Raw genomic sequence first — 18,587 nt, 5'->3', positions numbered from 1 at the left:
ACCGTTTCCATCATGCAGTGCCCGATTAATCCAATGGGCTTTGCGTGATGGTCATTAGTGCCTGTTATTACCTGGACATTACAATCTTGAAAAAATATAAAAAAAAGATAGACGTTGTAGTGATGGATCCGGTGATGCTTCATCGAGAAAGCATGGTTCACATTTTGCGAGAGAGCTTGGCCGACAGAGTCAACATAACTGATACTGTCTCCAGTATTTCCGAGATAATTCGCCTGATTGTGCTGAAAGGTCCTGCTAATATATATATAATGGAAGCTTATGGTTCGAAGGAGAATTATAAAACCTGGAGTGACTTTACACATTTCATGGCGACGAATTACCCGACCGTCACTTGCCTTGTTTGGACTTCAAAACCAACAATGTTTTTGAGAAAACTTAATGCTTACAAGATGAAGAAACCATGTTGGCAGATCCCTAAGAGAATAGACATCGATTCATTTTTACGCTTTTTTGAGCGAGTTTTAGATGGCGAGATTCCTTCGCACAGTACTCGCACTTGCATTGGTCCCCCGATGTCTAACCTCACGCTCAGTGAAATTGTTATGATTACAGAGATTATTGAGGGGGGCAGCATCAAGAGCCTGGCCAAAAAATATAATGTTGCATATAAAACAGTCAGCTCTCACAAGCGAAACGCCATGACTAAGATGCGTATATCATCGACCGCACAGCTACGCAGCCTTTTCATGGAGGGATACATTTTGCGGGGTGATAAGGCACGATGCCTTCTAATTGAAATAAACGACAATCAACCCTTTTTATTATAATATAAGAAAGGTAAGATGATGACAGGGTTATTTAGAATAACCCTATTAGAATTTGAACAAGTTACGATGCCTATGACGATAAAGAGGAAATGATGACGAAAAGCGAACGTCGATGGAGAGCATTCTCTATAGTTATACTGTTAGTAGCAATAGTCTTGATATACCTAATGATTCAGTACTCCTGATTAATTGCATTAAATGTTCACTGTATGCCAAGGATTAATTAATTGAACTAACGCAACCTAAATAACAGGCGAAAGTGTTCTTGCCTCAAGGGATCCTGTGACGGTGTCTCTCAGGCATCAATCTCGCTCTGGGTCTTTAAAAATATAGGCTAATTTACTGATGTATAAATGTACAGACTGAAATTGTTGAGTGGATTTTCATGGGGAAATTATTTTCAAAGATAATGTTTTCAGCCAGATGGATTATGGCGCCGGTCTACCTGGGGTTGGCTTCCGGATTGTTTATTGTGGCATATAAGTTTTTCCTGGAGTTTGTGGTGCTCTTTAGAGAGGCACCACATATCAACAATGAGCAGCTAATTCTCCATCTTTTATCAATGGTCGATTTTGTTCTGATAGGGGGGCTGCTTGTTATGGTTGTTTTCTCCGGCTATGAGAACTTCGTTTCCCGTCTTAACGTGGAGGGAGCAAACAGCGAGCTGTCATGGATAGGCAGGATGGACGTTGAGTCACTTAAGAACAAAGTCTTTGTCTCGGTGGTCTCCATATCAACCATACATTTGCTCAGTGTGTTCATGGAATCAAAGAGCATCGCCGATGATAAAATTCTCATGTATATAGGCTTGCACTTGTGCTTTGTCTTAACGGCGCTGCTGATGCAAGTACTCGAGAAAGTATCAAAAAAGAGCGATGGCGCTGACTGACCTTGCAAACGTTCAGTGACTGGAGGTTTGCAGAATAACCTCCCTGTTGATGCAAACGCCTAATCCACTGTGTTCAATGCGCAATCGGGAAAGGTTGATTTTTTGTATCAATACAAAAGATTTGAATGTTTCACCGAGGCCAACCGAGTTAATACTTTGTTGGTTTGTTATCAATAATCGACTGTATAAATATGTAATTCGTATTTTAGGGATGACCATAATGGTATATGGGCATCTCGATGCAAGAAAATTCTTGAATCTCGCGCTCGATTCGCCTGATATTGCAAATTTTTAACCTAGCACTGTAGCTTTGGTATAGGTAGCGGTGTCCAGTTGGATAACCTGGTTATTCAAGGGGGGGGGGCTGTAGGCTTTATCACTACAACTTTGCTATAGGCATTTTTTTGCTAAGGCATTATTATTGATGCAAATATGTTTGCGAAAGTAGATACTATGGGAGGAAGTCATAATGGACTATTACATGTTGGTCTTGGTGAAATTTCTTATCGGATTTCTTATCGTGATGACGCACTTTAATCTTTCAGGAAAAACTCAACTTTCTCAAATGACCCCCATTGATTTTATTGGAAACTTTGTTATTGGCGGGATCATTGGTGGTGTTATCTATAGTGATGCCATCCCATTGCATCAGTACATTATCGTGCTTATTATGGGGGTTATCTTGATATCATTGCTTAATTCTGTAAGCAAACGAATACAGTTTTTTAGAAAAATAACGATTGGTAAACCGATTACAATCATTAAAGATCATAGATTTTTGATGGAGAATATACGTAACAAAAGAAACAAAGTAGATATATTCAGCTTGTTATCGCACATACATGCACAGGGTATACACTCGTTGCTGGCAATCAAGCATGCTCAAATAGAACCGGGTGGCCAGATAACTCTCGCTCGTGATGAAGATAAGGTGCCATCGTGTATTGTTATGAAAGAAGGAGAGGTGCAGGAGGAGGCTCTTGAACAAATAGGAAAGACTCCTGAGTGGTTACTGCACAAGATGGTTACATGTCAGTTAGCAGTTGAAGATGTTTACTTGGCTGAGTATTGGGAAGGAAATATAAGCTTTATACTTATGGATGGTAAGGTAGTAAATAATATTTGATTTACACATTCCTCGAATGTATGTACCAAGCTAGATATTAGCTCTGTCCTGAATTAAAAAAACGATATCCCATTGTAAATTATAGTGATTTAAGGTTAAACTATTTACACTGTGGTGAAACCCCCTGTGCGGTGGGGCGTATCAGAAATTTAGGTTGTGGGTTTGGGCGGTTTGCGCGAATTGTGGTGCTGATACACAATTCTCTGGGAGGCACCCAGCACCGCAGTTTCTAAAATAAGAAAGGAAGTGTAAATAGTGGTTTGATTAATTTTTTTTGAATATCTTGAAAATATTTTGAATGACGCTTTTTAGAGCTAAATAAAAATTCATTGTCATTCTCTGTGATAAATTTTCGCATCATTTAAAATAAATTACCATTACTCGCCCTTGCTTTTTTATTTGAGTGCTCACATACTGTTTCTAAGGGGTGATGGAGGTTTTTAATTAACTTTAAGGTTGTATTTTTGCATTTAGTAAGGCTTTCTCTATCATCTCTGTATCTTTTTCAAAAAAAACTAAAAGTCGCTTTAATCCGGCTTTTCTTTCACATCTAATGGCTTAAAATGATTTGTGTGTGTCTGTAAGTGTGATTTTTTTTCTTAGGATTGATGGGGGGGCTAGGTTGCCATATAACCCGCTATCAACGCAAACTTTTGCTGATAGCAACTTCTAGTGCAGTTTCAGAGTTAACGGTAGTATCTTTGAACCCAAGAGCAGACCCGCCATTAATTAACTTGGCATTTTCTGTGAGTTGCCAGTTGTAAGTCGCTTATGCATAATCCTATGCGTTAGTTTGGCTACTTCCACCTGTATACATATCATGGCGTATACTAGGGCCTATTCGAAGCGTAAGCTGTGAACAGGTCTATTTAATCTGAATTTATATTGCCTTTGAAAGATTTTCTTGCAGAGGTTTGAATATTCATGATTGTAAATATGGAATTATCTGGAATAACGTATTTGCTAAAAAGTGCGCCAGTAGCGATAAGAAGAATGACTGATACTAGATCCTCGATAAGGAGAGATTGTATGAATGCACATTATTATTGTCGTGGCAACACTTCGCTTTTTGTTGCATTGGCTGATGATAAAACGGCTCTGAGTCTGGAGTCGCGGGGGCTGTGGCGGCGTGCCGCAACGCGCTGGCAGCAAGTACTTCTCCATGAGTCAGACGATCATGTGATAGAAGCGGTGCTGAAGCGCTTACGCTATTGCCTTGCACGGGCGCCAGCACAGGTCCGCCGTGTCAGTGGCGGTAACGCGTCGGCTGGCGCGGCGCTCGTGTCGAGAAATGGCATGTCCAGCGACTTGGATTTGTGGCGTATGGAATAATCAAACAGGAAGGAGTCTACGTCGAACACAATTTGGGTGACGCGACCGACTGTAATCACTGGATATCAATCGCCACGCTCCTAGGGATTTGCTTTTAGGTGATGTCCAGCCAGCGGATCAGGAATAGGTTTTCGGTATAGGGCGTGCCGGCGATACCGTCATGGCGAGCCAGCCCCAGTGCTGCCAGGGCGCAGAACGCCTGATGGCTGAGCGCTGAGGTGGTGTTTTCCGGGGAAACGGATGCGGTGTTACCTGTCAATGGCTACCCTGCCCGTCAACGCAAAAGATTAGTGGCGGATCTGCGCTAGGTTATCAGCGGTCAGACCGGTCATTTTCATAACCGAATCGCGATCGAGGCCATTGGCTAGCGTGATGCGGGCGATTTTCAGTGCAGCTTCGCGTTCACCTTCTTGGCGCCCTTTTTCCATGCCGCGATGGAAACCCAACTGGATACCTGTAGCGGCTCGCGTTTGAAAACACCCATGCTCGCGTTTATCAGCTTTTTTGCTCACATTAACTGCCACAACTGCCACAACTGCCACTGTGCTCGCGTTTTATCTTTTTATGCTCGCAATCATCCTTCACGTGCTCACAATAACTGCAAATCAAAATTCACCTCCCGACGCCACTAATTATTCTTTTTGAGTATACCACAACAAGAAAAAACCATGAGACGCTTTTTACGTCTCATTAGGATTGTTTTTAATCTGTCCTCGTGCTAACTTTTTTCCATCTAGAGGCAAATAAGACATTTCACGCAAATATAGCCGTTATGTATGGGTACGCCCGCGTTTCAACCAACGATCAGGACCTAGCCTTACAAACTCAAACCCTGCGCGATGCCGGCTGCGAAATTATTCGTGCAGAAAAAACCAGTGGTGCCAGCCGAAAGGGGCGTCCGAATTGCAACTGTTGCTGGACTTTCTGAAACCAGGAGATACCCTACCGTCACGCGGATTGACCGCCTCGCCGGCAGCACCCCAGGACATTGTTTTTGCCCTGAACCTGAAAGGCGTCACCCTCAAGTCGACGGAACAACATGTTGTCTACCTCGGAGCTGGAGTTGTATTGCGAGATTATTGTCGCCCTGAAACTGCGCACTAACAACAAATCCGGTCGCCACCTGTCGACGTCCAGAGCGATACAATTTCTCGAAGAGCACGGGGTCGAGGTTGGTCAGGGGCTGATCAAAGCGCCACCAGGATTGTTACGTCGCCAGACGGCAGACCGTTATATTTCCCGGTTTCGCCTCGACCAATCCCGTTTATTACGGGAACCGCCGGCAGTCAGGTTCCACGCGGAATACAGCAACGACTGCTGGCAGTTCGATATGTCTCCGTCCGATCTCAAACATATCGAGCGGCCAGAATGGGTTGATCCTGCCAAAGGCGTACCGACGCTGACGATATTCAGCGTCGTGGACGATCGCAGTGGCGTCACCTACCAGGAATATCGCTGCGGTTACGGTGAAGATGCCGAATCGGCATTGCGCTTTTTGTTCAATGCCATGGCACCAAAATCGCTTCCGGAACCTCATCTGCAGGGACGCCCGAAGATGCTGTATCTCGACAACGGCCCCGTGGCCAAAAGCCGGGTATTCAGTAACGTAATGCGGGAATTGCATATTGACTGGCAGACGCATACCCCCGCCGGCATGGACGGAACCCGTACCTCGGCTCGCGCCAAGGGCAAGGTTGAGCGCCCCTGCCGAACCGTCAAGGAAGCGCATGAAACCCTTTACCACTTCCATAAGCCGGAGACGGAGCACCAGGCCAACGAATGGCTCTGGCACTACCTGACGCAGTACAACAACCTGCCCCACCGCAACCAGAATCACTCCCGCATCCAGGACTGGGTGGCGAATTTACCGCCAGAAGGACTGCGGGATATGTGCACCTGGGAGCAGTACCGGCGCTTTGCCCGCGAACCGGAATCCCGCAAGGTCGGGGGTGATGCGCGCGTGACGGTCGACGGTACCGTCTATGAAGTCGAACCGGATATGGCCGGCGAAACCGTTATTCTGAAGTGGGGTCTGTTTAACGACGAAATGTTCGTGGAGTTCGACCATGAAACATGGGGACCCTATTTCCCCGTTTCGGGCCCAGTTCCCCTGCACCGGTATCGGACATTTCGTCGGGGGAAAACGGCCGAGCGGTCGGATCGGATCCATTCCCTGGCCGTCCAGCTGAATGTTCCCATCAGCGCGCTGTCCGGCAGTGATATTCAACTGGTCAACAATCCCAAATCCGGGGACGAATTAAAACATCAGCCGTTTGATATCACGGAGTCTGAATACGTATTTCCGACGGTAATCGCCGCCAAGCTGGCCATTGCCGACGATCTGGCAACGCCGCTGGCCAAACTTTCGGACGACAACCGGGCATTTATCGATGGCGTCCTGACGCAAACGCTGATCCGCCGCGAGGTCCTTGCCCGTATCAGAGAACACTTCCGCAACCGATTATCAGGAGCAGATCATGCGGGTTGAGGTAATGGAGCATTATGGGCTGAGTCAGCCCATTGTACAGGCCGGCTATTATGAAACCGCTCACCACAAGCAACTTATCAAGGATATCCGGGGTGCCATCGAAGAAGGTCGCCTGGTTGACGTTTGCGGCGTGGTGGGCAGCGGCAAAACCGTCACGCTTCGCCGACTGCAGCAACTCCTCAAAGAAGAAAAGAAAGTCATCGTGGCCAGGTCGCTGTCGGTAGAAAAGCAGAAGATTAAACTTGCCACGCTGATCAACGCGCTCTTTTACGATCTGACTCAGGACAAGGTGGTCCAAATCCCCAAACAGGGCGAGCGGCGTGAGCGGGAACTGCAAAAACTAGTAAAGAAGGGCAAACGCCCGGTTGCGCTGTTTGTCGATGAAGCGCACGACCTGAACGGTCATACGCTTATCGGACTCAAGAGACTGATGGAAACCGTGGAGGATGGTGGGGGCCGATTGTCAGTCGTGCTGGCCGGTCACCCCAAATTGCGTAACGATCTGCGCCGCCTGACCATGGAAGAAATTGGCTACCGTACCGATATCTTTACCCTGGACGGCATCACCGGCAGCCAGCGGGAATATATTCAATGGTTGCTCAGTGCTAGCGCAGAACGCGGCAAACCGGAAGATATTTTGACGACCGAAGCCATCGAACAGCTGGCTGAGAAACTGCGCACGCCATTGCAGATCCAGCTGCATCTGACGCTGGCCATGGAGGTCGGTTATCAGACCGGAGAGAAGCCGATAACGGCATCGCTGATTGAATCGGTACTCTCGCGGCAGCTGAACGACCTGGAGCCGATCCTGACGCGTCATGGGTACCGTCTGAAAGAGATGGTGGAACTGTTTGACGCTAGGCCGGCGGAGATCCGGGCTTTCTTCAATAATCAGCTCGACCCGGTTAGGTCGTCTGAGTTTCGCGATCGGCTGCTGGCTATCGGGCTGCCAATATAATCCTCAATCTATCAGGCAATTCTATCTCTTTCCTGTAAAGGGAAGAATGAGCAAGTGCGTTATACAATCAATTGATAAAAAGGATATATTATGAAAAAAACACTCATTGCACTATTCCTCGCAGGCTTGACCACATCCGCGTATGCGCAAGATGAACTAACCATCAGTAAACTGGCGGCAGATCAGGATACCAAGGCGGAGTTTCAGAAAATGGTGTCTAACCAGCACTTACCCAAATGGGTAACTCAGGGGGGGACAGACTCTCAGGGCCAGAAAGTCAACATCGCAGGCAATCAGTATCTGGTTCTGAATTCATGCAAACCGCATGATTGTGGTTCACAGCGGTTCGCCGTGCTTTACGGCACGGCAACGAAGAAAATGGCGGGTGTTTTCTCGTCGGTAGATGAGAAAACAGGTAATGAAAAACTACAGTGGTTAAACATACCTGATGATTTGTCGATTGATGGGAAGACAGTCCTGCTCGCTTCACTGACAGGCAGTCTTGATAATCACCCTGATAGTTTCAATTTCAAATAGATGGTGCACCTGGTGGGGAAATTTTCCCCACTATCATATTATCCCGATAATCCTACACCGAGGTAGATTTTGATTTGCAGTTATTGTGAGCACGGGAAAGATGATTGCGAGCATGAAAAGATAAACGCGAGCAAAGTGGCAGTTAATGTGAGCACGCGGGGATTTTCATTTGCAGTTAATGTGAGCAAAAAAATCCGATAAACGGGAGCATGGGGGGTTCAAATGCGAGCCGCTTCAGATATCAGTAACCAGTGCGGGCGGCTGATTTCCAACGCGATTGTGTATTACAACTCGGCGATCCTGTCGCGATTGCTGGAGCGGCTGGAAGCGGAAGGCAATGCCAGGGGCATTGAAGCTCTGGCCAGGGTATCACCGGTGGCCTGGCAGCACATTTTGCTGAACGGGCATTATACCTTCCAGAGCAGCGATGAGGTTATTGACCTGGATGAGCTGGTTGCCGGGCTGAAGCTGGGGTAACGAAAATTTCGGTGGTTCCGGCCCGGCGGATAACACCTGAATGTAATTTTTTGTACAGCGCTTGCTCTGGAATGCTGCGTTCAGTATGTTCCAACAACGCAGCGAATCTGAGGCTATGTCGCAATAAATTCCATAACCTAGGGAGAATATTTATGACCTATTTGCAGGCTTTATTTCAGACGCCGGGCACCCGCAGTTTTATTCCGCTAGGGATAATGCGCATCGCCCTCGGAATGTTCTTTTTCGCCTCCGGCTTTAACAAAGTCTTTGTGCCAGAAAACCAGGCCATGATGCTGGAAACCATTACCGATGCAGGCATCCCGTTCCCGGCATTTATGGCGTTTTTTGTTGCCGGCAGCGAAACTCTGTTCGGGCTGCTGCTGGCAGCGGGATTCCTGACGCGCCTGAGCTCGCTGGTGCTGATGATAATCAGTCTGGTAGCACTATTTACCGTCGGACTACACCATATTCCGGCAAACCTCAATTTGCTTACTTGGTACAGTTGGCTGTTTTACCTGCCCGAGTCTGCCTATATTGTGATTTGCCTGCTGCTGGTTGTGCAGGGGGGCGGCCCACTGAGCGTTGACCGTCCTATTGGCCAACGTCTTGCCCTGTGGGGGCATTCTCTCCGCCCCAAATGAATTGCTCCGTTTTTCTGGGACAGTTCATGGTTAGGAAACTCAATCGCATTTTTTTGAGCTAGCTAACCATGAACGGGCATCATACCTTCCAAAACCGCAATGAACTTATTGAATTAGATTCACTATTTGCCGGGCTGAAACCGGAAAAACGGAAAAAACTGGGGTTCCGGCGCAGAACCCCTTGTCTAACAACGTTGTCTGCCCTGCCCGTTTTGACGAATGGTTAAAGGGACTCTGCGATCTATCACCATTCAGTGTAACTGGCAATCCGGACAGTGATCAGCAACGCATTGCACAAAATGTAATACAGGTGTATTTCTTTTGTATTCATTATCCTGGCAACAAGCGATATAACACTGTAGCAGATATATTAGATTGCAATAACGTACGAGGTCTCTATAATATGGTTAAGGATGCAGCAGACTGGTTAACCCAGACATCCCGCTACCAACGCAAGTTGGTCAGGCCAAGTCCGGTAAAGGCGCTTCTGAATACCAGAGTTCTCTCTGGCGAAACCCACCTTAAGGTGGGTTTTGTTATTTCAGGGGTGTGGTAACGGCTTTCCGGCCAACAGCTTGCTGGCGATAACAAAGAAACCCACCTTTCCTCCCCCAGGTTTGGCATCAACCGCATAGGCGCTGGTCACGTGTATTCGGAGTTTCTTCCGTTCCCGGAACGCTTTGAAGGGGACGTGGTAATAGCAGCGCTCGCCCTCGTCATTCAATGCCTCGATCACCGCATAGCTGCCATAGCCGGCATGGATAATTCGCTGGCGATCCAACGACAGTATCATGTCTTTAAGGTAGCGTTGCGCCAGGCCGTAGCGGTTTTTGCAGAACGGACGTGACTCTTTAGGCGAGTGATACATCAGCGCCCGCTTCTCCTCTTCGCTCTGTTCCGGGTAATCTTTGCAAAAGCAGTGAAACGAGTAGGAGACGATGAATTTATAGACCTTGTCCGCCTTACCCTCGCAGCGGTGCGTATAGATCACTTCGTGGGCGTCAAGAAAGGAAAGGTCCCAGGTGTACCCTTCCGCATCGGTGAAAGGACGCCATTTTTCCACCTCATCAATTTTCACGTCTTAAACTCTCCCCACATGACTCTCCCGGATGATCCTGACACACGAAATAACGGATGGCCGTCATGCTAACACAGGTGGCACCGACGTTCTTGCTCGGGATAAAAGCCCGCTTATCATCGGCTTCAGTACATATAATGTAATACATTATCACATCATTATGAATTACCAGTGTAATACATTGGTATTCTATTTTTGCATCAGCAGGTGCGTATACTCGCGGTGATCCAGTGAGAACGTCACTCCCAGCTGCGGCGCCACGTCCAGTGCAAACACCTTCAGGTACACCTCCGTGCTTTCATAACGTTCATGGCCCATGTAGGTCTGCACCACTTTCGGCGGTACATGGTTGAAAAACAGGTGCATCGCAAAGCTGTGCCGGAGCGTCTTGGGATTAATGGCCGGCAGCGCAAATTCAATCCCCTCCTCCCTGGCGCGCGCGACGGCTTGCTGCAGCCACAGCCAGGCTGTTTTCCTGCTGACGTCAAACAAGGGGCGTCGCCGGCCGGGGCGGAATGTCGCCAGGAACCGGCGCAACTGATCGACGTAGCCTGCATCGAGCAGCGGCACTATCCGGGCTATCTTTTCATCTGCCGATGGCCGTCCCCTGCCCCGCTGGCGCTGTTTCAGCGTGCGCAGGCGGACACAGGGGCGAGGTCCCTCGAGCTGCAGATCTTCCGGCGTCAACGTCAGGGCTTCGGTAATGCGGGCGCCGGTGTTCCACAACGTGGCATACAACATGCGCTGACGCTCGTCAGGCAGATAATGCAGCAACACCGCCACCTCGGGCGCCAGCAGGTATTTAGGGAGGTAAGGTTGCAGCTGCGCCATGCGCCGCAGCGCGAGTGCGGTCTCGTACTGTGTCACGGCAACCGGCCGATCGGTGCTGGTCATCAACATGGTTTCCCCCCTCTGAATAATGTTTCTGTATGTCTTTTGTATTACATGTGTAATTCTGTTGAATTACATTATCCACCGGTGATCCCCTGCTGACTGGGTGATGGCCATCGGTGTGTTGGGCGCCGGCATGTGGTCTGTGCCTGGTCGGTTGCCGATGAGCGCATTCCCCTGGCGGCGTTTAAAAGTGAAATACAGATGTATTACATCAGTGCGCTGTGAAAAATCTGCAGGGTAATGCCCTTGCCCGTTATAAATTTTTCGCGTAGCGCAATCTTGCCGATGTCGTCTATTTTGACAGCCCCGGAGAGCGGACGCCACGGGAATAAATCGCCGATGCACCGATGTTTAGGTAACAAAATTCGAAATGAGCGAAAGTTGTTACCTCCCTATTTTAGACAAGATGGGGCGGGCGATAGCCAAAAAGTCCCCTATTTTATCGGCGCGTCAGGCGGGAACGGGGCTGGCGGCGATCGGCGGCCGCGGGCTCGCCGGCGAAACACTCTACCTGTTCGGTTACATGCGGGGAGAAAGTAAGAAGAAAATGACATTCAGGGGGGCGGGCTAACGTGGTCGTGATGCCGGCGGGCGGAAGTCCTAAAGTTTACGGCGCCGCAATTCGGCATCGATGGCCTTGAGCAGGCGTTGCCTTTTTATCTGATCACACTCTGGTTCAGGTGGCTTCTGACCACCAACAGGATCTGCTCACACGCTATCTCTAACTCTGGGTTTTTATCGCGATACATCGCGTACTCCTGCACTGCTTCAAAAATACGGCAAACTATCAGGCTATCCGTTTGGTCAAGCGAACTCAGCTCTTGGGTTCTCAGCCCTATGCCGTCTAGAATTTTCTCTACAGTGTTCACACTCCCAGCTCCTCTGTGTAATTCAAAATGATTACATGTGTATTACTAAGGTAATGCATTCCCGGGCTGAATAGGGCGCTCTGTCATGATACATGGCACAGCTAAGGACACCGATGCCCTGCTTAAAGTAGTCTTTATGTAATACATAAAGACTACTTTATCACTTCAGCGCGGGCTAAAACCCGCTTCAGCCAGCGACTTCTGCAGGAGGTTAACGGCATCCCTCATCTCATATGTCTCGTCTTCATCGACAGCACAAGCTTGAATTTCTGACCAGGTCAGGCGCTTGACGAACTGCGCCAGTTCCAGCGCCTGGCTTTGGGTTAACTCGGTGGTGACGGTCACGATAGCGCTGATCGTTCTCTCTCCTTAATGTAATTCACAAAGATTACTTGTGTAATTCATCTGTATTACAGGTGCTCTTTGATCATCTCCAGCATTTTATCCGGGCCAACTTCTTTGGCCAGGTACAGTGCGGCGCGTAACACCGTCGAGTCCGTGATGGTCTTGGTGGTCAGATCTTGGATCTCATCGACCAGCTCGCTGCACATGACTTTTTCTGCCGGCGTCATACGGATGGTCTTCGGGTTCTCGCTGGTCGTTCTGTTCCGGTTAACCTTTACGTTGGAAAGGCGTGTTTTAGTCTCGCCCTGGGCAGGTTCCGGTTTGACCATCGCGGGACGGGTGAGGGGGCCTTTAGCCATTTATGCAGCCTCTTTCGATAAGACGGTTTCGAGTTCACGCATCAGCGCGCGGTAATCGTTCAGGGCCAGTGAGCCCTTGTTATAAAAGTAGAGCGGTACGCAGGCTACCTGTGCCTGTGAAATGTTTTCATCGGCGCGGATGCGGGTTTTAAGGTAGTTATCCTTCGTCCGATCGTTGCTGGCCAGCTGATCGTGAAGGTAGGTATTCATTTTCTTCTTGGCGCCATTGTACTCGTTGCGGAATACGCTGAACTGGGTAAAGCGGGTCTCCCTGATCTCGTCCAGGTAGTCGAGAACCACATCCAACCCCGTCAGGGCGAAGCTGCCGCCATCGACCGGGATGAGCACGTGATCGGCCATAAAGGCTGCATTGGTGGTCGACAGGTTCAGACCGGGTGAGCAGTCGATAAGAATATAGTCGAACCTGTCCATCACGGGCTGCAGGTGCCGAGAAAGTATTTTTTCCCGGTGATGACGTGTCAGGCAATTTTCCATAACGCGTTCAAACGACGGATCTGAAGGAATAATAAACAGGTTATCGATCACCTCTTCGCCGCTGACGGCCGGAATGATGGCATCAAAAATATTGAAGCGCGGGTTGTTATACAGGTCGCAGATGGTATGGCCATATTGCGCATAGTATTTTTTGCCGTTGGCCATCACCTCGGTTGAGTTGGCTTGCTGATCCCCATCGATAAGCAGCACGCGACGGCCTGCCTGAGCAAAAGTCATGGCGAGGTTAGTGATCGTGGAGGTTTTTCCAGCTCCACCTTTGTTGTTCATGATGGCGATGATGCTGGCCACCGTGTTGCTCAGCGGCGTGAGGATGGACTGCACAGGAGTTTCTGTCATCGGAATCTTCCTCTCAATGAAATACTATTGTATTACGTTTTGACGCAGATGTAACTTCGTCACCTGTACGGATTATAGCAATACAAATGTAATACACAAGTATTTATTATGGATTACTAGTGTATTCTAATTTGCTTTGTGCCAGGTATGTGCTGTACGTAATGTCTCCTGGGCGTGCCCCGATGGGGACGGCTGTCGTGCTGCGCAGGGAGCCGGCCGGCCGTCTCCCCCCTGCGGGCTTCCATCCTCACGCAACCCCGCTTGCAGCCGGCGATGCCGGCGCCGCCCTCACTGTCCTGCAGCCAGGCTGCAGGACGCTGTTGACGCCCCGCCGGCCGCTGTCGCGCCGTCGTGTCGGGTTGATCCGTGTTCAACCTTCCAGGGTGCTTTAGCCGCAGTAAGTCTTCCCGCCGCAACTGATAACAGCACAGCGTCTCGCTTGAACACCAAGGGGTGTATGAACTCCGCCAAAAACTTTTTCCTCCCTTCGGTCAAAAAACTTTTTGTCTCCGCCCCTTGGTGCCGCTCTTCGCCGTGCTGAATCAGTTTATTGCGACGGCGAATACTCACAGCGGCATCAGTTATCACCCCACGGAGGATTTCAACATGGCTCAACAAAACGTCAAAGGCGCGACATCGAAGCCTACAGCAGCATCCGCACAGACCAACAGTGCTCTGACCGTTCCGCAGGTGTATGACCTGTTTTGCTATGTGAAGGCGGTGTGCGGTCGTTCAACCGGCACCATTGAACCGCCGGTCGTACCGGCAGGGGCGGAAGAGCTGTTCGCGGACTTTGGGGATTTCGACACCATTTCGGTGTGGATCGTCGGGGGCTGGCCGGTGGCTGCCAGCGATCAGATGACGATGACCCACTGGCGCATGAATTCAGGGCAATAAAAAAGCGGCATCGCTGCCGCTTTCTCACCGCCAGCGCGGAAACCCCATTTCTGACGTTGGCTCAACAGGCAATTATCAACGGAGATACACCATGTCTATGACTGAGTCTAAAGCACCAACCAAGGGCAAGACAACCCGTCCGGCCAAATCTACGGCCAAGAAAAACGCGCTCACGGAAAAAATCGAGGCGGCGCTGGCCAAGGCCGTACGCAAAACCGCCACGCTCGGCCAGCTGGTGCTGACCGACCTGAACGTGCGCAAGAAAAAGTCCTCGCAGACGTCGATCGAGGGGCTTGCCGCTTCCATCCGTTCAGCCGGTCTGCTGATGAATCTGGTCGTGTTCGAAATGGAGGATGGCCGCTACGGCGTCGCCGCCGGTGAGCGGCGCACGCTGGCGCTGCGCTGGTTGATGGAACAGGAGAACGACGCCGACAAGACCACCCCGGACGGCATCGTGACCGACGATTACCCGGTCGAGGTGCTGGTCGTCAGCCGGGCGATGGCGCGCGTGGTGTCGATGATGGAGAACAGCCAGCGCGAGCAGATGCACCCTGCCGATCAAGTCACGGCGTTCCGCGACCTGTCGGCAGACGGGCAAACCCCGGCACAGATCGGCGATCTGCTGGGGTTCAGCACGCGCCACGTTCAGCGATGCCTGCGTCTGGCGACGATGGCGCCGGTGCTGCTCGATGCGCTGGCCGACGACCAGATCACCCTCGACCAGCTGCAGGCGTTGTCGGCCACCGACGATCATCAACGTCAGTGTGACGTGTGGGAAAACGCGCACGGCTGGGCGGCTGCGCCGCAGCACCTGCGCGAGGCGGTGCTGAAAGGTGAAGTCTCGGCCAAAGACAACAGCCAGCTGGCGTTCGTCGGGCGCGAGATCTACGAGGCGGCGGGCGGCACCTTCAAATTCGACCTGTTTACCGACGAGGGCTTTTTGACCGAACCGGCGATGCTGGAGCGTCTTGCCCGTGAGAAATTGCACGCGCTGGCGCAGCAGGTGGCCGAGGACGAAGGCTGGAGCTGGGCGGAAGGGCGCATTTCGGCCATTAAAACGTGGGGGGAGGATGCGGAGATTTATCGCGAGCTGGCCGAACCGCAGCCGGAATTTACCGCTGACGAACAGGCCGAGATTGCCCGCCTGAAAGCGCGGTTTAGTGAGCTGGAAACGGCATTTGAGGCGGCGGATGCCGATACCGATACCCACGCGCTGAACATCGAAAGCGACGCAGCGGAAGCCAAAATCGAACTGCTTACCGCACAAGCCATCGTCCGGGCTTGGCCGCCGGCGATGCGCAGCAGCGGCGGGGTAGTGGCGTCCCTGCGTGACGGGGAGGTGGTTTACCAGCGCGGGATCGTGCTGCGGGCGAGCGAAGTAACCGACAAGTCCGGGGATGACAACGGCGAGGGCACGGCGACCACCGAAACGGCGGCACCGAAAACCAAGGAGAAAGGGCTGTCGGCGGCGCTGATCACCAGTTTGTCGGCGGAGCGCACGCTGGCGGTGATGGGGGCGCTGGTCGAGAACCCGACCGTGGCGCTGGCGCTGCAAACCCACACGCTGGCCGTGAAGGTGTTCGGTTCGCGTTACGCCGGATCGCTGCTCCAAACCAGCCTGACCCCAAAACGTGGGGAGCTGCTGAGCAAAGCCCCGACGGCGGAAGGGAGCCGTGCCGATCGCCAACTGGGCGAGCTGCACGCGCAGTGGGAGGCGAAATTGCCGCCGGAGTGGAATACCGATTTCACATGGTTGCTGACGTGGGAACAGGCCGAGGTCGTGGCGCTGCTGGCGTACTGCGTCGGCCTGTCGCTCGATGCCGTGCAGCTGTGGCCTGCCGGTAATGGAAAAGTCGGCGATGCCCTGACGCCGCTCGAGCACGCGCTGGACTTCACGCTGCGCGACTGGTGGCAACCGACCAAGGCCAATTACTTCGGGCGCATCAGCAAGGAGTTAATGAGCGATGCACTACTTGATGCCGGGAAGGTGGCGCAGGCGGCCTCGGTGCTCAAGATGAAGAAGGGCGACGCCGCGCAGCTGGCCGAGGATGAACTGACCGCCAGCGGCTGGGTGCCGGAGTGCCTGCTGCCGGTGGCCGATGACATCACCACTTTACAGGACGCTGACAACAGCGCCGCCGCCTAACCGACAGGGAGCTGCCGCCCATAGGGCGGCAGAAAACAGCGATGAAAAATGCATTCAATCTGGAAACACTGACGGCGATGAGCGCCGACGAACTGGAGCAGTACCGCGATCGGGGCAGAGAGTACCGGATGATGCTCAACTGCGCGGTGCTGGGGCAACTGGCGGTGCCGGAAGGCTGGCGCGTGGTGGCGGAAGAGGGCTGTGAGTTCTGCGGGCGCGTGCCGGTGGTGTGCCGGATAAGCCCGGCAGGGGATGAGGCGACGGCGCTCTATTTGTGCAGTGCGGGCGCGGAGGTGCCGAACTGGTCAATGACGCTGCCGTTTGACGGCGGTCAGTCGCTGGCGTGGCTGTACCTGGATGAGTATTACACCCCGGCCACGGTCAACCGGGTGCTGCATACCGTGGCGGGCTATTACCGGCTGGGGTTCTGGCGGCCGGAAAAGTTGGCGGCGGCGCTGCGGATGGGAGGGCATTGCCTGTGATCCCCCATCATCTCGCATTGGTGCCGTGGCACCCGTACCGGCAGGCCGTCTGGCAAGCCATCGCACAGGTCGAAGCCCGCCGTGAAGCTGGCAGGCGGTTATCCGCCTACCCGTATGCCACGGCGTTTTTCCGCCAGTTAACCGGGCGGCTCACAATTTCAGCCAGGGACATCCGCATGATAGACGTGACCTACCGGCCCGGCGATCGTCGCCGCGCCACGCGCAAGGAAGACTATGTTGACGCACTCGACACGCTGATTGCCAGCCGGGGGGAGCACTGTTATTCCCCGTTGCCGGGCGACACCCGTGACACGTTGTTCCCGGAAGTGAACCGCCGTCGCCGTCAGCGCTTCGAACACCGGCTGACGATGAAACACACCCGTCAGGCGCGCATCGATGCCACACTCCGGCGGCACAAGCGGCGGCGTTACCAGGTGCGGCTGGCGCAGGCGGAAATCGAGCTGGCGTTCATCACGCCGGGCGAGCTTGACCGCTGGGTGCGGCGTGCGCAGCAGCAGGGACTTGCCGAGGATGACCTGAGCGGGCTGGTGCTGGCGTGGACGGCGCGGTTTCCCTGTCTGGCCGAACTGGATAGTTACCTCTGGTCGGCCATGCCATTTTGGGAGGCGCGTCTTCAGGTCAGTCTGATCAGTGCTGAATTATCCGCTGAAGCGCATATCGATAACGCGGCGCGGCTGCCGAATCGCCTGGTAGGCCGCTAACCCCCGGACAACAGGCTGCAGTGGCTACGCCACTGCGGCTTGTTGCTCTCTCATTCCTGTGCCAGGCCTGTCTCTTCTTTCAGCAGGGGAGACGGTTCCTGTTGATAGAGTCGCGGTGACGGTCGGGCAGGGATGTGCTGCTTCTGAACGACTTGCCTGGCGAAACGATGCGGCGCCGGGCGTCCGGGCGCGCTGTCGTGCTGCGCATGGCGCCGGCAAGCCGTCGCCCCCCTGCGGGCGTCCATCGCTGACGCGAAAGGCACGCTTGCAGCCGGCGGTGCCGGCGCCGCTTCTCACTGTTCCTCGCCCTGGCGAGGAACGCTAAAGACGCCCCGGCTTGTCGCCTGCTGAACGCATTTCTGAGCAACAGGGCTACCTGAACGAGCTGCGCCATTTTAACGATCAGTGGAAACCGGAAAGAGCGCAGCGGCTGATGGAGCTGCTGATGGCCATCGCCGATAACGTGCTGGACTCGGTGACGAACTGGAAAGACGTGGGCGCTTTTGGTGATAAGCCCCGCGTTCCTTACATGATCGTGCGTTGCTGGCTGGACGCGATGGCGTTGGCGCCAGAGATGTGCGGCGAAATGGGCAGCAACGCCGTGGCGTATGTGCTCGAAAATTTGGAGGGGAAATTTGAGTTTGAATGCGCGATGGCCCGGATGGATCGCTCATAAATTTTACCGGCCGGGCGGCGGCGCAGCTGCC

Annotated in this window: 21 protein-coding genes and 4 pseudogenes; 16 read left to right on the top strand and 9 right to left on the bottom strand. The window is 52.3% G+C overall.

Annotated elements, in window-relative coordinates; genetic code table 11:
• Positions 1-47: 47 nt before the first annotated feature.
• From H7A77_RS18380 to H7A77_RS18370, 3 genes are all read left to right on the top strand, one after another.
• Complete coding sequence (locus tag H7A77_RS18380; protein ID WP_094141533.1) at positions 48-788, top strand: LuxR C-terminal-related transcriptional regulator; 741 nt, start codon at positions 48-50, stop codon at positions 786-788.
• A 385-nt stretch (positions 789-1,173) separates the two neighbouring features.
• Positions 1,174-1,677, top strand: a complete 504-nt coding sequence (locus H7A77_RS18375; protein ID WP_094141534.1) for a TIGR00645 family protein — start codon at positions 1,174-1,176, stop codon at positions 1,675-1,677.
• A gap of 469 nt (positions 1,678-2,146) precedes the next feature.
• On the top strand, positions 2,147-2,803 hold the full coding sequence (locus tag H7A77_RS18370; RefSeq protein WP_094141535.1) for a DUF421 domain-containing protein: 657 nt from the start codon (positions 2,147-2,149) through the stop codon (positions 2,801-2,803).
• A 640-nt stretch (positions 2,804-3,443) separates the two neighbouring features.
• On the opposite strand, the gene H7A77_RS25710 is transcribed toward H7A77_RS18370, so the two are convergent.
• Positions 3,444-3,533, bottom strand: coding sequence for a hypothetical protein (locus H7A77_RS25710; RefSeq protein ID WP_304621533.1), 90 nt, complete (start codon positions 3,531-3,533; stop codon positions 3,444-3,446).
• A 299-nt stretch (positions 3,534-3,832) separates the two neighbouring features.
• Here H7A77_RS25710 and H7A77_RS18365 point away from each other — a divergent pair, with 299 nt between their 5' ends.
• Positions 3,833-4,135, top strand: a complete 303-nt coding sequence (locus H7A77_RS18365) for a PerC family transcriptional regulator (protein WP_094141536.1) — start codon at positions 3,833-3,835, stop codon at positions 4,133-4,135.
• A 94-nt stretch (positions 4,136-4,229) separates the two neighbouring features.
• Here the strand turns inward: H7A77_RS18365 and H7A77_RS18360 are convergent, their stop codons facing one another.
• Both H7A77_RS18360 and H7A77_RS18355 read right to left on the bottom strand, forming a co-directional pair.
• Positions 4,230-4,394: a hypothetical protein gene (locus H7A77_RS18360; RefSeq protein WP_176445896.1), complete on the bottom strand. Its 165-nt coding sequence runs from the start codon at positions 4,392-4,394 to the stop codon at positions 4,230-4,232.
• Positions 4,395-4,422: 28 nt separating this feature from the next.
• Positions 4,423-4,590 (bottom strand): annotated as a pseudogene (locus H7A77_RS18355) (ISNCY family transposase); the annotation flags it as partial.
• A 317-nt stretch (positions 4,591-4,907) separates the two neighbouring features.
• Between H7A77_RS18355 and H7A77_RS18350 the strand changes: the two are divergent.
• From H7A77_RS18350 to H7A77_RS18325, 6 genes and pseudogenes are all read left to right on the top strand, one after another.
• A pseudogene (locus H7A77_RS18350) lies at positions 4,908-5,179 on the top strand (recombinase family protein); the annotation flags it as partial.
• A pseudogene (locus tag H7A77_RS18345) lies at positions 5,175-6,623 on the top strand (DDE-type integrase/transposase/recombinase); the annotation flags it as partial. The pseudogenes H7A77_RS18350 and H7A77_RS18345, both read left to right, overlap by 5 nt.
• Positions 6,613-7,581, top strand: a complete 969-nt coding sequence (locus H7A77_RS18340) for an ExeA family protein (RefSeq protein WP_094141539.1) — start codon at positions 6,613-6,615, stop codon at positions 7,579-7,581. The pseudogene H7A77_RS18345 and the gene H7A77_RS18340, both read left to right, overlap by 11 nt.
• A 90-nt stretch (positions 7,582-7,671) precedes the next feature.
• Positions 7,672-8,118 (top strand): Ivy family C-type lysozyme inhibitor, encoded by a 447-nt coding sequence (ivy, locus tag H7A77_RS18335; protein ID WP_094141540.1) that lies wholly within the window; start codon positions 7,672-7,674, stop codon positions 8,116-8,118.
• 237 nt (positions 8,119-8,355) lie between these two features.
• Positions 8,356-8,595 (top strand): annotated as a pseudogene (locus H7A77_RS18330) (Tn3 family transposase); the annotation flags it as partial.
• Positions 8,596-8,747: 152 nt separating this feature from the next.
• Entirely contained in the window at positions 8,748-9,236 is a 489-nt protein-coding gene (locus H7A77_RS18325) for a DoxX family protein (protein WP_094141491.1), read from the top strand.
• A 541-nt stretch (positions 9,237-9,777) separates the two neighbouring features.
• Here the strand turns inward: H7A77_RS18325 and H7A77_RS18320 are convergent.
• The gene (locus tag H7A77_RS18320) at positions 9,778-10,314 is read right to left on the bottom strand and encodes a stationary phase growth adaptation protein (protein ID WP_094141490.1); all 537 of its coding nucleotides are present in this window, start codon (positions 10,312-10,314) and stop codon (positions 9,778-9,780) included.
• A gap of 189 nt (positions 10,315-10,503) precedes the next feature.
• Positions 10,504-11,214: a tyrosine-type recombinase/integrase gene (locus H7A77_RS18315; protein ID WP_164058201.1), complete on the bottom strand. Its 711-nt coding sequence runs from the start codon at positions 11,212-11,214 to the stop codon at positions 10,504-10,506.
• Positions 11,215-11,578: 364 nt separating this feature from the next.
• On the opposite strand from H7A77_RS18315, the gene H7A77_RS18310 reads away from it, so the two are divergent.
• On the top strand, positions 11,579-11,779 hold the full coding sequence (locus tag H7A77_RS18310; RefSeq protein WP_141202226.1) for a hypothetical protein: 201 nt from the start codon (positions 11,579-11,581) through the stop codon (positions 11,777-11,779).
• Positions 11,780-11,864: 85 nt separating this feature from the next.
• Here H7A77_RS18310 and H7A77_RS18305 read toward each other — a convergent pair whose 3' ends face one another.
• The 4 genes from H7A77_RS18305 to H7A77_RS18290 all read right to left on the bottom strand — a co-directional run bounded on the left by H7A77_RS18305 (position 11,865) and on the right by H7A77_RS18290 (position 13,633).
• Positions 11,865-12,077, bottom strand: a complete 213-nt coding sequence (locus H7A77_RS18305) for a hypothetical protein (protein WP_094141488.1) — start codon at positions 12,075-12,077, stop codon at positions 11,865-11,867.
• Between the two features lie 165 nt (positions 12,078-12,242).
• The gene (locus H7A77_RS18300) at positions 12,243-12,422 is read right to left on the bottom strand and encodes a hypothetical protein (protein ID WP_254922251.1); all 180 of its coding nucleotides are present in this window, start codon (positions 12,420-12,422) and stop codon (positions 12,243-12,245) included.
• A 65-nt stretch (positions 12,423-12,487) separates the two neighbouring features.
• Positions 12,488-12,781 (bottom strand): hypothetical protein, encoded by a 294-nt coding sequence (locus H7A77_RS18295; protein WP_080335483.1) that lies wholly within the window; start codon positions 12,779-12,781, stop codon positions 12,488-12,490.
• Entirely contained in the window at positions 12,782-13,633 is an 852-nt protein-coding gene (locus H7A77_RS18290) for a ParA family protein (RefSeq protein WP_094141486.1), read from the bottom strand.
• Between the two features lie 453 nt (positions 13,634-14,086).
• Between H7A77_RS18290 and H7A77_RS18285 the strand changes: the two genes are divergently transcribed.
• From H7A77_RS18285 to H7A77_RS18265, 5 genes are all read left to right on the top strand, one after another.
• On the top strand, positions 14,087-14,530 hold the full coding sequence (locus tag H7A77_RS18285; protein WP_255443883.1) for a hypothetical protein: 444 nt from the start codon (positions 14,087-14,089) through the stop codon (positions 14,528-14,530).
• Positions 14,531-14,621: 91 nt separating this feature from the next.
• Positions 14,622-16,676: a ParB/RepB/Spo0J family partition protein gene (locus tag H7A77_RS18280; protein WP_254922249.1), complete on the top strand. Its 2,055-nt coding sequence runs from the start codon at positions 14,622-14,624 to the stop codon at positions 16,674-16,676.
• Between the two features lie 41 nt (positions 16,677-16,717).
• Positions 16,718-17,158, top strand: coding sequence for a conjugation system SOS inhibitor PsiB (gene psiB / locus H7A77_RS18275; RefSeq protein ID WP_094141485.1), 441 nt, complete (start codon positions 16,718-16,720; stop codon positions 17,156-17,158).
• Entirely contained in the window at positions 17,155-17,880 is a 726-nt protein-coding gene (locus H7A77_RS18270) for a plasmid SOS inhibition protein A (RefSeq protein WP_176445894.1), read from the top strand. Before psiB ends, H7A77_RS18270 begins: the two co-directional genes overlap by 4 nt.
• 337 nt (positions 17,881-18,217) lie before the next feature.
• A complete protein-coding gene (locus H7A77_RS18265) occupies positions 18,218-18,556 on the top strand; it encodes a hypothetical protein (RefSeq protein ID WP_094141483.1) in 339 nt (112 codons plus the stop codon).
• Positions 18,557-18,587: the final 31 nt, after the last annotated feature.

It is taken from the genome of Serratia sp. ME47 (genome assembly GCF_903970925.1).
GTDB classification, from domain to species: domain Bacteria; phylum Pseudomonadota; class Gammaproteobacteria; order Enterobacterales; family Enterobacteriaceae; genus Serratia; species Serratia ureilytica.
This window is presented reverse-complemented; position numbering and strand designations above follow the sequence as displayed.

Excerpts from the sequence above, each read along its gene's own strand:
- H7A77_RS18380 (WP_094141533.1), top strand. The coding sequence starts at position 48 with ATGGTCATTAGTGCCTGTTATTACCTGGACATTACAATCTTGAAAAAA.
- H7A77_RS18375 (WP_094141534.1), top strand. The coding sequence starts at position 1,174 with ATGGGGAAATTATTTTCAAAGATAATGTTTTCAGCCAGATGGATTATG.
- H7A77_RS18370 (WP_094141535.1), top strand. The coding sequence starts at position 2,147 with ATGGACTATTACATGTTGGTCTTGGTGAAATTTCTTATCGGATTTCTT.
- H7A77_RS18365 (WP_094141536.1), top strand. The coding sequence starts at position 3,833 with ATGAATGCACATTATTATTGTCGTGGCAACACTTCGCTTTTTGTTGCA.
- H7A77_RS18340 (WP_094141539.1), top strand. The coding sequence starts at position 6,613 with ATGCGGGTTGAGGTAATGGAGCATTATGGGCTGAGTCAGCCCATTGTA.
- ivy (WP_094141540.1), top strand. The coding sequence starts at position 7,672 with ATGAAAAAAACACTCATTGCACTATTCCTCGCAGGCTTGACCACATCC.
- H7A77_RS18325 (WP_094141491.1), top strand. The coding sequence starts at position 8,748 with ATGACCTATTTGCAGGCTTTATTTCAGACGCCGGGCACCCGCAGTTTT.
- H7A77_RS18315 (WP_164058201.1), bottom strand. The coding sequence starts at position 11,214 with ATGTTGATGACCAGCACCGATCGGCCGGTTGCCGTGACACAGTACGAG.
- H7A77_RS18310 (WP_141202226.1), top strand. The coding sequence starts at position 11,579 with ATGAGCGAAAGTTGTTACCTCCCTATTTTAGACAAGATGGGGCGGGCG.
- H7A77_RS18295 (WP_080335483.1), bottom strand. The coding sequence starts at position 12,781 with ATGGCTAAAGGCCCCCTCACCCGTCCCGCGATGGTCAAACCGGAACCT.
- H7A77_RS18290 (WP_094141486.1), bottom strand. The coding sequence starts at position 13,633 with ATGACAGAAACTCCTGTGCAGTCCATCCTCACGCCGCTGAGCAACACG.
- H7A77_RS18280 (WP_254922249.1), top strand. The coding sequence starts at position 14,622 with ATGTCTATGACTGAGTCTAAAGCACCAACCAAGGGCAAGACAACCCGT.
- psiB (WP_094141485.1), top strand. The coding sequence starts at position 16,718 with ATGAAAAATGCATTCAATCTGGAAACACTGACGGCGATGAGCGCCGAC.